The sequence below is a fragment of the Lacihabitans sp. LS3-19 genome, assembly GCF_024343575.1.
Classification (GTDB): Bacteria; Bacteroidota; Bacteroidia; order Cytophagales; family Spirosomataceae; genus Leadbetterella.
Window position 1 is genome coordinate 79,235 of record NZ_RJUA01000004.1, and the last position, 13,187, is coordinate 92,421.

Consider the following 13,187-nt stretch of genomic DNA (forward strand, 5'->3'; position numbering starts at 1 on the left):
GATTTGCTTTCGTTCTTTGATATTCTGATATTTACAACAACGTTGAATATTTAAACTATTTGTGAAATGACGTTGTGATTTGCTTTCGTTCTTTGATATTCTGATATTTACAACAACTGAAGATGGTATTTTGATGTTTACCGGCAGTTGTGATTTGCTTTCGTTCTTTGATATTCTGATATTTACAACAACAATGAGACACAATTGTTTTACGCACATGGTGTTGTGATTTGCTTTCGTTCTTTGATATTCTGATATTTACAACAACCGACTGCTGAGTGCTGAGCAATATGCTTCTGTTGTGATTTGCTTTCGTTCTTTGATATTCTGATATTTACAACAACAAAAACAGTATCCTCGAAGCCATCGTCCAGTTGTGATTTGCTTTCGTTCTTTGATATTCTGATATTTACAACAACAAACCTTTTGAATCCTTGCTGATAAGCTCAGTTGTGATTTGCTTTCGTTCTTTGATATTCTGATATTTACAACAACACGATAGGTTCAGGGTAGTACTATCAAACCGTTGTGATTTGCTTTCGTTCTTTGATATTCTGATATTTACAACAACCCTATCTCAAGAATCTATCACCAAAGCCATGTTGTGATTTGCTTTCGTTCTTTGATATTCTGATATTTACAACAACCAGCTCCAAGCGAATACATTACTCGGTCTGTTGTGATTTGCTTTCGTTCTTTGATATTCTGATATTTACAACAACCCTATGTATTTCGCTTATGGTATGCATAACGTTGTGATTTGCTTTCGTTCTTTGATATTCTGATATTTACAACAACACTGACCTTCTCACTATCTATTGTCAACTGTTGTGATTTGCTTTCGTTCTTTGATATTCTGATATTTACAACAACCCGCAGGATTGGCGTATTTTACCCAAATGGTTGTGATTTGCTTTCGTTCTTTGATATTCTGATATTTACAACAACTTCGCATTGAAGACCTAGAGCGTGATATTAGTTGTGATTTGCTTTCGTTCTTTGATATTCTGATATTTACAACAACTGGCTATTGTGGAATAGAATATGCCACACTTGTTGTGATTTGCTTTCGTTCTTTGATATTCTGATATTTACAACAACAACAGGACAATTTAAGAAAATGATGCCTTCGTTGTGATTTGCTTTCGTTCTTTGATATTCTGATATTTACAACAACTAAAATTCCAATTATTAGTATTGTAGTGCTGTTGTGATTTGCTTTCGTTCTTTGATATTCTGATATTTACAACAACAAATGAGCTCAACCTTATTATTTGAGCCTGTTGTGATTTGCTTTCGTTCTTTGATATTCTGATATTTACAACAACTTGAAAATAACTTCAATCTTATTGAAAGTGTTGTGATTTGCTTTCGTTCTTTGATATTCTGATATTTACAACAACTCAAATGATTATCAAACAGATAAGGCACTGTTGTGATTTGCTTTCGTTCTTTGATATTCTGATATTTACAACAACAAAAGGCAGAACTAAAAGCATTGAGCGACAGTTGTGATTTGCTTTCGTTCTTTGATATTCTGATATTTACAACAACATCTAAGAACTGAATGAGTATGCAAGGTATGTTGTGATTTGCTTTCGTTCTTTGATATTCTGATATTTACAACAACGGTGTCCAAAACGCCTCCTCTACCTTTAAGTTGTGATTTGCTTTCGTTCTTTGATATTCTGATATTTACAACAACATTCTGCTTTCCACTCTCCTTCATCTTCAGTTGTGATTTGCTTTCGTTCTTTGATATTCTGATATTTACAACAACAGACGGCAATATCCTTTCTGTACCATCTCCGTTGTGATTTGCTTTCGTTCTTTGATATTCTGATATTTACAACAACACTTGTTGCAAAGTTTAATCTTGATGAAGAGTTGTGATTTGCTTTCGTTCTTTGATATTCTGATATTTACAACAACAAAGAGGAGATAAACATATTTTACATATTGGTTGTGATTTGCTTTCGTTCTTTGATATTCTGATATTTACAACAACATGTTACCGTTTGTTTCAATCTCCGACATTGTTGTGATTTGCTTTCGTTCTTTGATATTCTGATATTTACAACAACTTCAGGAAAAACAATTTATAGCAGAACAGTGTTGTGATTTGCTTTCGTTCTTTGATATTCTGATATTTACAACAACACATTTTGAAACTCTTAAACTTCCAAAAGAGTTGTGATTTGCTTTCGTTCTTTGATATTCTGATATTTACAACAACTTACCGGAATATTTAGCTTTTAAAAAGTCTGTTGTGATTTGCTTTCGTTCTTTGATATTCTGATATTTACAACAACAATGATTTTGCGGCCATTACTGTATTTACGTTGTGATTTGCTTTCGTTCTTTGATATTCTGATATTTACAACAACAGATACCCTTATAAGTCATATCGACAATTGGTTGTGATTTGCTTTCGTTCTTTGATATTCTGATATTTACAACAACGCTTGGACGAAGATGTCTCTGACGCAATGCGTTGTGATTTGCTTTCGTTCTTTGATATTCTGATATTTACAACAACATGGTGGCCGGAAGTCCACAGCATCCGTTTGTTGTGATTTGCTTTCGTTCTTTGATATTCTGATATTTACAACAACTTCAAAATCAATATGCCGCTGCTCAAAGTGTTGTGATTTGCTTTCGTTCTTTGATATTCTGATATTTACAACAACATACCTGCTGTTATCTATCAGAATATCAATATTTTAAATCAGTTATCAGGATAAAAAAATCAAATAATTATCATAAAGTCTTGCCCCGACTTGGGGCATTTTTTTTATCAGAACATCTCCAATTGCTGCGGATTTTCCTTGGTTTGGGTTCGTTTGTATCCGTTATAAAACTCCATTCTGCCAAATTGGGCGTCTGTTATTTCGAAAACTATGATGTTTCCTTTGGCTGGCATATTGTTTTTTACTCTGCGTTTATGCACTTCAGCATTTTCTCTGCTATTGCAATGGCGGAAATACACCGAGTATTGCATCATTCTGAAGCCGTCTTTTTGTAATGCTTTTCTGAAATCCTGATAAGCTCGCTTATCTTTTTTGGTTTCGGTTGGTAAGTCAAAATATACAATTACCCACATGATACGGTATTGGTTTAGTCTTTCTAATGACATGGCATTATAAAGTTGGATAAGAAATTTTTCTACTTTCGCCCATAAAACACTTCATCACTGATGCCGTGGTGCGTTGCACACCTACCATCAATGGACTTTTTTTGCCTTCTATTTCTACGTCTATATTCACCAAGTCTAGAATATGAGCTTTTTCCTTTTTGCCCAACTCTAGTGGCAAAAACTGCTGCAGTTCGATATTGTCAAATATATGTTGGTCTATAATAGGTCGGTAGGGTTCCATGATATCGTTTGCCAAACAATAGGCATTGTACTTGTTGCGGTGATGAATGCCCAAAACAGGCAATAAGCCACTTCCTACCAAGTTTCTGGCTACCGTGGCCCTTAAGATAGCATAAGCATAATTAAGGAAATTGTTCGGCGGCCCGTCAAAACGTCCTCGGGTGGTTTCAAACTGTTCGAGCATTTTATCCCAATACTTTGCTGCGGCTCTTCCTTCCATATTACCTGTATCGCCGCTGAGTACCTGGCTAGACATATTGATGAGGTCTTGGTAATGATAGCCAAAATGCTTTAATACTGCGGCTTGGTTAAGTATTTTGGACTCAATGGTTTGACGCCACAGTTGTTTTTTGAGAGGCTCTGAGGCTTCTATTTGGTATCTGGTTTTTTCAGAAAGTGTATCGTTGGCCGCAAAAGGTAGTGTCATACCCGTTGGGTGGTGTTTGGCGTCGCACCAAACTATAGCAGAATTGTTTTCTATCAGTTTCTCACAGAGGTCGTGGGTGATTGTAATCTGTCTGTGGTCTATGATTACCATACCTATATCTTCTATCGGTATGGTGGTCTCAGCTTCTTTCTTGAAATGAATCGGAAGGTTTTCGTTTTTCTCTACGGCGGGGTACTTGAGTACCAACTGCTCGTTTCGCATGGAGAGATAAGATGGATTTCCGAAATAAAGTGTCCGTTTAATCATGTTTGTAATGGCTTTATAATAAAGCCATTACAAATGACATGCCAAGAAGTTACTAAGCAAAACGAATATTTCCTAACCAATCCAAATTTAGCTTAACACAAGTGTCTTGAATCTTCTGAGGTTTAAACTGCTTATTTTTACCTTTAACTCCTTCATTTAAACTTCTAATAAACAATTCTCCAGACTCGTAGGGAGAACAATCTCTGTAGGAACCATATTCAACAAAATTGATTTCACTTTTAGGGATACTCTTTTTTCCTTCGTATTTCTTTTTTAGTTCTTCTTTATCTTTTTCAGTTAAATCTTTTGTAACGCTAATTATATTGGCATAATTGTGAGGAACAAAGTGACAGTCTTTTCCTGTGAATTTTGCTACTTTATATACACGTTTACTAAATAATCTTTTGTTTTCTGTATCATTTAACCAATCTTTAAATTGATAATTATTAAACTTTAAAATTGGATCATCTACATTTTCGGGAAGATAAACTAAATCATTTTGTTGCAGTGAAAATAAAAATTTTTCAGGCTTTTCTTTATGCTTTACTCTATAATCTTCACAAATACGCTGTCTGAAATTTTCGTCTTTTTCACGTAGAGATCTTTTCGCAATATCAGAAGAGTCATATAGAGAAGCAATATCAAAAATGCGGTTACCAGCTTTTTCCATCACCATAAACAGATAATTATCTCCTGTAACTACACTTAATTTGTCGTTGTCATCATACAACCTTTGCAAAGAGCTTTCCTCAGTTTGTTTATTAGTATACCATACTTTTAATTTATAAACAGGTGGTTTGAGAGTTGCATCATCATAAATTGATATTTTTCGCCTTTTTGGAAATCTATTCTTAAACTCTGTTAATCCTGCATCATTTAAAAGGTTATTTACTGAATGATTTTCAAATAGTTTCGATAAAAAATCTCTCAATTCTGAATTTACAATTTTTGAAATATTGTTTTTAGATAATTTAGTAATGGAAATTTTATTCGACTGAAATCTATTCTCATTAAATGCTTTTAATCCCTCTCCCGTAAAGGCTTCATTCAGAGAATCATATTTCCTACGATGGCTATCAATTTCACTTTTAATAACTTCATCAATGATTTGAGAAATGTCCTTACCCGCTATTTTTGATAGGTCAATGGTTTTAGTATCACGCAACAATCCGGTTTTAGGGTCTTTAGTTTTACCATAATTGGTTTCCTGATGTAACGCACCTTTTATTTTTAATTGTATGTTACCCTTATTGTCCTTTTTGATGCCTAATTTATCTTTTGGCTTAATTGATACAACCATTGCCTCCAAAAGTGCTTTGGTTTGTTCTATCAAATCCACAAAAGGTTTTTCAAAATATCTTGAACTTTCTATTTGCTTTTGTACTTCTTCTCTTCGATGTTTCTCTAAGTTAAAAAATGCTTCTAAAATAGTTTCATCTTCTTTCACCTCAATTTTAAATTCCTCTTTCCTTTTAGTTAGTTCATCTTGAAGATATTTGTTTAGATTGTTTAGACGCTGAATATGACTTTGTTGTGTCAATGCTACAACCAATGCATCAATAGCGTGATGACGATGGTCATATCGTTTACTCCAATTCTTGATTTCGTATATGTGCTTTCCTTTCTCTTTGTCAAAATATTTTTTAATCCATTCGCTATTGGATTCATTAGTTTCTTTGTTCCAATCCCATAATTCCATTTGTTTAAACCGATTTTCGGTAAGCTCCATAAATAGTTTTTTTAACCCCCAACGGCTTCTTAAAAAATCTGTCACTTCACCAGTACTGGTTTTTACATTATCGCTTCCTACAATTTTTGCCAGTTCATTTTTCACAGCCAAAGAAATATACTGTGTGTCTTTTATTTGGCGTTCAACTGGATTAGACGGTATTTTTTCAAGCAATAGATTTTTCTTTTTCCTTCCGTAAAATATACGACTCGTATGTGAGAGGTAATCTTGAACGGAAGCAATTTGAAAAGCTGAACTTTGTTGTGAGATATATTCCCACGCAGTCCTGTTGCTTTTTTCTTCATTGATATTCGTTTCACAAACCACTTTGTTAGAGGTAGAATCATCAAAATATCTTGACTTAGGTATGATGTGATCAATATCGTACAGCCTTTCGGGTGAAAACAGCTTTGATAATGGAATAGGCTTTAATGTATATGGCGAAATACATCCCTGTTCTTCCCAAAGCCTCAATTTTTCGATTTCATCTTTTGTTGGTTCAGTAGCTTTCTTTGGAGCAGGATAATCTTTGTTGTTTTGAGTACTCCAAAGCTTATACATTTCAACATTTTTAGGAGTTATTTCTTGTTTTAACTCCATTAAACGCTGCTTTATCCGCTCATTTACTTTTCTATTTTTGTCTTGCCCTTTGGAAATCTTATCTCTTTCCTTCGCACTATTTTTTAAATCCCTTGCTAGTTCTACCCTTATTTCGAGATCTTCTGGATTGAATTTATATTGTTTCCAAATAGCTTTCACCACCTGCATAGTCTCGTTGGCTAACTGCTCCACTATTGGGTTTCTTAAATTTCTATCTACTCGTTGTATTTCGTGGTAGTCTTTGAACAATGCTGAAATTTTTTCGGCAGTATGTTTGCCATAAACCAACGAGACAGCGAAAGCTTCCATGAATCCGCCTGTTTCTAAAATATTTGCATTGTTCTGTATATAACCAATGACGTAATCTTCTAAATCATGAATTACCTCACCCGTTTCTACGTCCACGGTCTCATTTCCATTCAATCTTTCAATGCCATTTTTAACCGCTTCAAACTTGGCAATAATTTCATTCGCTACAATTTTAGGGTTCAATTGCATCAATGGCAAAATATTGAGAATTGCCTTTTCTGAAAAACTTGAATACTTTCTTGGAAACTTGACGGTTTGGGCAAATTTTAAAGCCAGTTCAGTTGCTAAATCATCATTACCTAACGGCTTCACAATTTCTTTAATTGATGAAACTTTAGGGCTTTTTGGGTCGTACTCGCTACCATTGTTTGAATTATCAAAAATGGCTTTCCAAATTTTTTCTACTATTCTTTTATCAATAACACATAGCGTTTCAAAATACTCACCTAGTTTCTTTTTAATCTCAATTTGCGTATCACAGCCAATAAGTTTTGCTTTTACGTTAAGTCCGTTTAAGTATTCGGTTTTGTCATCTTTTAGACCAACAATTTTTTTAACATCATTAAAACCAACTTGCTTTTGAATTTGAAGCTTTGCATAGATTTGTTGTTTTTGTTCATTCGTCAAAAATCTGTCTGTATATTGAAAAACAAATTTCTTTTTCCTTTCATTATACACTTCCGCTTTTGAGGTGATATACAAATTATTGATCTGTTTCCAACATCTAAATTCTTGGAACAAAGGATGGGAGTTAGCTAAAACTGCCTCTTCTTTCTCAAACTGACATTTGCTAATTAATTCTTTTTGTGGCTTTAATGGTCTTTGGTAGTAAATTACTTGTTCCTTGATTATGTATTTTAGCCCTCCAATTATAGCTTCTTGACGTAATTTATCCTGCGATTCGCTTTTCCCAGGGAACAAATAATTGGCAATTTTTTCTATTTTTTCCTTTGGACAATTATCTAAAACAGAATGGACTTTACTTTGAGTATCCCAGATGGCATCAAATTCTGCCTGGTAACGATTACGCAGGAAAACGCGATTTCTGATTTTAGTCCATTTATTTTGTTGTAAATCTTTTATAATGAGTTGGCTAATATGTAAATTACCTTGTTTGAGGTCTTCTTCTGTTTTTTCCATTTGCTTACGCCAATTCGTTTTTGAAGGCAAAGCAAATACAACAGACGTTGTTTCCCCCTTTTTATTTCGCCTGATTCTTATTTCTAATTCTTCTTCTTGGTCAATTTTTTCAGATAGATTTTGAAGTTCTGTTTCCCCTTCCAACCCTTCATCCTCAAGTAAAATAGTTACATTAAACTTATTAAACTCTTGACCTTTATTTTTCCCTCTTCCTTGAAATTTACTTTCTGATTGCTCAACTTTTTGTATAAAAGCCTTATGAGTAGATACTTCATATTTTTTTATACCTTCGTTTTCATCATCATTATTATCCTCCTTTTTCTCTTTGGTATTTTCCTCATCACTATTTCCCCCTGAATATCCTCTCAACTGATTAAAGCTATACAATAATTTACCGAATTCTTTTGCTGCAATTGGTTCGCTTAATGCTCTTACTTTTAATTGATAATGTTGCAGAGAATCCAATTGTAGTATTCCTTTTTTAATAGGTAAAAGCTCCAAATCTTGAATTTTGGTTGCTTCAGGAATGCCATTTGTAAATTGAAACTGTTCTGGCAGCATTCCCAGTTCGTGAAGAATAAACAATAATTTATTTCTGCGAAGTTTATAACGTTTGTTCATTTTACGAATAGTACGTTTTATTCTTCGGTCAGCATTCTTGGTTATACCAATACCTTTTTCATAGTCTTGTTTATCTGTTCCCATAGGAATTATTCTACTTCCCATTCCGAGGATCTTTCCAGATTTGTTTTCAAAGTCTTGATTGATTAATGCCCACCCAATTGAGTTTGTGCCGAGATCAAGTCCGAGGATTGTTTTCATAATGATTATAATTGTAGAATTTTTTGCAAGATAAATTAAAATCAAGAATTAAAAAATACGTATTTCTACTTGTTTTTTATTTCAAAACTTTTTCTACATTTGCAATACGAAAGCAAATCACAATAAGGATTATTCCGTTGTGAAAACATTTAAGGCGGGGCAACTCGCCTTTTTTTTTTTAAGTTCTGCTCTATTTAATTTTCTTCAATCTGTATTTTTTGTCTGCTTTTTTTGTTTTCATGCTTAAAATCAGCCTTTAGAAAATTATAAATCCAATTTCATATTTTTTATAATTATTTGAGAATTTGTAAAAATTGAATTTGATATCGCCAAAATTGACCTTAAAATTGCCAAATTTTAACTCAAATTTCTCAAAATTGAATCCGATTTTGCCAAAAATGAATTCAAATTCGCCAAAATCAAACACGAATTCGTCGAAATCAAATACGAATTCGTCGAAATCGAATTCAAATTCGCCAAAATCAAACACAAATTGGTCAAAATCAAATACGAATTCGTCAAAATCGAATACGAATTCGTCAAAATTGAATACGAATTCGTCAAAATTGAATACGAATTCGTCAAAATTGAATACGAATTCCACGAAATGAAACAGAATTTCGTCGATTTTACACTCGAATTATAGGAAATTTAGCATTGTTGCATATAAATCAAGTCTGATTTGTGGAGTTTTAGCATTGCTTTCTGTCTTATATTCAATAGATTATGTAAAATTCAATTCTCAGCATGTTAAATGAATAAACATTTTACTAAATAAACAAAGTTTAGGTATTGAGTAAATATCTTTAGCAAGTAAGGAACAAAGAAGTTTTACTTAATCAAAAAGCTTTGTCATTAAGTAAAAATTCTTTGAAATCAAGTAAGAAAGCTTTGTTACTAAGCAATCAAAGACTATTACAAAGTAAGCACCCTTTGTTATAAAGTAAAATATGTTTTGTATAAAGGAATAGTTGTTTGTTGCATTGTAAAAATGTTTTGTTACAAAGTAAAAGATGTTTGCTGCTTTGTAAAGATCTTTGCTTGCAAAGTAAAATGTTTTTGTTGCTTAATGCAGAGTCCTTCTTGTAAAGTAAAATGTTTTTGTTGCTTTATGCAGCGTACTTCTTGCAAAGCAAAATGTTTTTGTTGCTTTATAAAAAGCTCAGCCAACAAAGCAAAAACTTTCTTTCATTTGGCGGCTACCTGACATTTTCGGGTATTTTTAAAACCGCCATCGCCAAAGTTTTACCCTAATTCACTATTTTTGTCAAAATCAAAAGTCAGAAGGTTTTTTTCTATCATGCTTAAACCTGAGGCTTAAAATAAATTCAAAGATTGAAATAAAAGAGACTTTGCGTCTTTGCGACTTTGCGAGATAAAAAACAAAAGAATGATTCTCAAAAACAAGAACATATTAATAGGCGTATCAGGAAGCATCGCAGCTTACAAAATAGCCACTTTGGTGAGGCTTTTGGTAAAAGAACAAGCGAATGTCAAAGTCATTATGACGGATGCCGCCAAAACTTTTATAACACCACTTACGCTATCTACCCTTTCTAAAAATCCCGTGTTGTCCAATTTCACTGCGGACGAAACAGGCCAATGGAATAACCATGTTGAACTTGGCCTTTGGGCAGATGTTATGTTGATAGCTCCGGCTTCGGCGAATACATTGGCCAAATGTGCCCATGGTATATGTGATAGCTTGTTGGTGGCTACCTATTTTTCTGCCAGATGTCAGGTGTTTTTTGCTCCAGCTATGGACTTGGACATGTACCAGCATTTTTCTACAAAAAACAATCTCCAGATACTTTCTGAAAACGGTAATACCATCATTGAACCCAATGAAGGCGAGCTGGCATCAGGACTGGAAGGCAAAGGAAGAATGGCTGAGCCAGAAGAATTGGTTTATTTCTTGGAGGCTCATTTTGCCAAAATAGATGCACTGAAAGGAAAAAAGGTGTTGATTTCGGCTGGGCCAACGCAAGAAGACATCGATCCTGTGAGATATATATCCAACCATTCCTCGGGAAAAATGGGCTATGAAATAGCCAAAAGTTTTGCTTTGGCAGGAGCGGAGGTGATTTTGGTTTCTGGGCCATCGGGTGTGGCAAAGCCGCATGGCGTGCATTTAGAAAAAGTGCGGTCAGCCCAAGAGATGTTTGATGCTATGGTTTTGCACCATGCCGCTGCCGATTTTGTGATATTTTCGGCCGCAGTGGCAGACTATAAACCCAAGGAGGTGGCAGACAAAAAACTTAAGAAAAATGATGCGGAGCTATTTATCGCCTTGGAACGAACGCAGGACATAGCGGGATATTTGGGAAAGAACAAAAAACAAAACCAGGTGCATGTAGGTTTTGCTTTAGAAACCAACGACGAGCTAGAAAACGCCAAAGGGAAACTCGAAAGGAAGAATTTTGACATGATTGTTTTGAATTCATTACAAGATAAAGGGGCGGGGTTTCGTTATGATACCAACAAAATCACGATTATTGATAAAAAAGGCAGTTCTCAATCCTACGACTTAAAGTCTAAGGAAATGGTGGCCGAAGATATCAAAAATGCGATTTTGGCTTATATATACCAGTCTACAATATGATAAAAAGAATATTATTTTTCCTGTCGTTTTTGATTTCGGGACTTGTGCAGGCACAGGAACTCTCTTGCAAAGTCGTAGTGAACTCCTCACAATTGAAGCTCAGCACCTCTGGTGATAAGCAGATATTTACGGAAATAGAGCAAAAGATTAAGGAATTTATGAACAATCAGAGATGGACGAATGATCTTTTTTCGGAAAAAGAAAAAATTAAATGTTCATTGATTATCAATTTGTTGAGTTCGCAGGGACAATACAAGTATTCAGGAAATGTGCAGTTTCAGGTAATCAGGCCGGTATATGGTACTACGTATGAGACGGTTATTTTTCAATTTGTAGATCAAAATTTCGAAATCTCGTACGCTCCCGAAGACCGACAGATGATATACAACGAGCAGAGTTATTCGAGCAATTTTACCTCTACTTTGGCTTTTTATTCTTTGGCTGCCTTGGTGTTTGACTATGATTCGTTTTCAAAGCTTGGTGGAAATCCATATCTAGAAAGATTGTTCAATGTGGTTACATTAGCTGCAGGGGCTGGCTCTAAAAGTCCTTGGACTTATGATTCAGACATAAGAAGTAGATATTGGGTTATGGAAAATCTGAGAAATCAGCAGTTTGGAGCATTTAGAGATGGTTTTTATGAATACCACAGACTGGCTTTAGACGATTTTGCCAACAATCCTGCCAATAGCCGAAAGATTGCTTTGGAGTTTTTGAATACCATAAAAACGGTTTCAACGCTGAAACAAAATTCGATTGTAATCAATACTTTTTTTGATGCAAAATCCGACGAATTGATCAACATATTTTCGGAAGGTTCGAAAAAAGAAAAGCAAGAGGCATTCAATATCATGTCAAGCTTGGATCCAAGCAAAACCGATACGTACAGAAAATTAATGAAGTAAGAATTTTAATCTCTTCAAAATCTAAAAATAAAAATGAACAAAATAGCTCTAATAACGGGTGCTTCGTCTGGAATAGGTGCCGCTACAGCGGAGGCTTTTGCCGAAAGCGGAATAAACCTAATACTCTGTGGAAGAAGAATAGAAAAACTAGAGGAACTCAAAGCTAAGCTTGAACAAAAAGTAGAAGTTCGGATACTAACATTTGATGTAATAGATTTCAAAGCTGCTCAAGATGCTATAGAATCCTTGCCACAGGAATGGAAAAACATAGATATTTTAGTAAATAATGCAGGAAATGCCCATGGCATGTCACCCATCCATGAAGGCGAAATAGCAGACTGGGAAATGATGATTGGCAGTAATATCACAGGATTATTGAATGTTTCGAAAATCGTATTGCCGAAAATGGTGGAACGTCAAACTGGACATGTGGTAAACCTTAGCTCTGTGGCTGGAAAACAAACTTATGAAAATGGAGCGGTTTACTGTGCCACCAAAAAAAGTGTGGAAGCACTAAGTGAAGGCATGCGTTTGGACTTAACAAAACACGGCATAAAAGTAACGAATATCGCTCCAGGAGCTGTGGAGACTGAGTTTTCGGTGGTGAGATTTAAAGGAGACAAAGCCAGAGCAGCTAAAGTGTACGAAGGCTTCGCTCCACTTACAGCCAAAGATATAGCAGATGCCATAAACTACTGTGTAATGGCTCCAGATCATGTAACCATAGCAGACATGACAATCTACGCCAAAGCCCAAGCAGCTCCAACTACTGTTTATCGGAAGTAGAGCAAATTCTTCATATTAAAATAAAAAATTACTGTAATCCGAGAAAAAAAATAAAAAAAAATGAAATCGTTATATCGCCCTGCACTGTTTGAACACAGTCAAAATTCTCAAAAGGGAACATTTTTATAACTGCTTGTATATGAGAATTTTGAATGTGTGAGTTTGCAGGGTGCAGTTTTTTTTGCTTCGTTTTTTTTTGAAAAAAAATGAAGGCCTAGGCGGCA

Annotated in this window: 6 protein-coding genes and 2 CRISPR repeat arrays (1 of these 8 cut by a window edge); of the genes, 3 read left to right on the forward strand and 3 right to left on the reverse strand. The window is 34.6% G+C overall.

Annotated elements, in window-relative coordinates; translation table 11 throughout:
• Nucleotides 1-495: a CRISPR direct-repeat array (repeat unit 46 nt; unit sequence GTTGTGATTTGCTTTCGTTCTTTGATATTCTGATATTTACAACAAC); it begins 81 nt to the left of the window's first position.
• Between the two features lie 106 nt (nt 496-601).
• Nucleotides 602-2,690: direct repeats of the CRISPR family, unit length 46 nt; unit sequence GTTGTGATTTGCTTTCGTTCTTTGATATTCTGATATTTACAACAAC.
• A gap of 107 nt (nt 2,691-2,797) precedes the next feature.
• The 3 genes from cas2 to cas9 are packed head-to-tail and all read right to left on the reverse strand — an operon-like array spanning nt 2,798 to nt 8,670.
• Nucleotides 2,798-3,136 (reverse strand): CRISPR-associated endonuclease Cas2, encoded by a 339-nt coding sequence (gene cas2, locus EGI22_RS05755; protein WP_255067032.1) that lies wholly within the window; start codon nt 3,134-3,136, stop codon nt 2,798-2,800.
• 4 nt (nt 3,137-3,140) lie between these two features.
• Complete coding sequence (gene cas1 / locus EGI22_RS05760) at nt 3,141-4,070, reverse strand: type II CRISPR-associated endonuclease Cas1 (RefSeq protein ID WP_255067037.1); 930 nt, start codon at nt 4,068-4,070, stop codon at nt 3,141-3,143.
• Between the two features lie 52 nt (nt 4,071-4,122).
• Nucleotides 4,123-8,670 (reverse strand): type II CRISPR RNA-guided endonuclease Cas9, encoded by a 4,548-nt coding sequence (cas9, locus tag EGI22_RS05765; RefSeq protein ID WP_255067038.1) that lies wholly within the window; start codon nt 8,668-8,670, stop codon nt 4,123-4,125.
• 1,390 nt (nt 8,671-10,060) lie between these two features.
• Between cas9 and coaBC the strand changes: the two genes are divergently transcribed.
• From coaBC to EGI22_RS05780, 3 genes are read left to right on the forward strand one after another with little or no spacing between them, the layout of a single operon-like run.
• Nucleotides 10,061-11,272 (forward strand): bifunctional phosphopantothenoylcysteine decarboxylase/phosphopantothenate--cysteine ligase CoaBC, encoded by a 1,212-nt coding sequence (gene coaBC, locus EGI22_RS05770; protein ID WP_255067041.1) that lies wholly within the window; start codon nt 10,061-10,063, stop codon nt 11,270-11,272.
• Nucleotides 11,269-12,177 (forward strand): DUF4835 family protein, encoded by a 909-nt coding sequence (locus EGI22_RS05775; RefSeq protein ID WP_255067042.1) that lies wholly within the window; start codon nt 11,269-11,271, stop codon nt 12,175-12,177. Before coaBC ends, EGI22_RS05775 begins: the two co-directional genes overlap by 4 nt.
• Before the next feature lie 33 nt (nt 12,178-12,210).
• Nucleotides 12,211-12,963, forward strand: a complete 753-nt coding sequence (locus tag EGI22_RS05780) for an SDR family NAD(P)-dependent oxidoreductase (protein WP_255067045.1) — start codon at nt 12,211-12,213, stop codon at nt 12,961-12,963.
• Nucleotides 12,964-13,187 lie beyond the last annotated feature (224 nt).

Excerpts from the sequence above, each read along its gene's own strand:
- cas9 (WP_255067038.1), bottom strand. The coding sequence starts at position 8,670 with ATGAAAACAATCCTCGGACTTGATCTCGGCACAAACTCAATTGGGTGG.
- EGI22_RS05780 (WP_255067045.1), top strand. The coding sequence starts at position 12,211 with ATGAACAAAATAGCTCTAATAACGGGTGCTTCGTCTGGAATAGGTGCC.
- cas2 (WP_255067032.1), bottom strand. The coding sequence starts at position 3,136 with ATGTCATTAGAAAGACTAAACCAATACCGTATCATGTGGGTAATTGTA.
- EGI22_RS05775 (WP_255067042.1), top strand. The coding sequence starts at position 11,269 with ATGATAAAAAGAATATTATTTTTCCTGTCGTTTTTGATTTCGGGACTT.
- coaBC (WP_255067041.1), top strand. The coding sequence starts at position 10,061 with ATGATTCTCAAAAACAAGAACATATTAATAGGCGTATCAGGAAGCATC.
- cas1 (WP_255067037.1), bottom strand. The coding sequence starts at position 4,070 with ATGATTAAACGGACACTTTATTTCGGAAATCCATCTTATCTCTCCATG.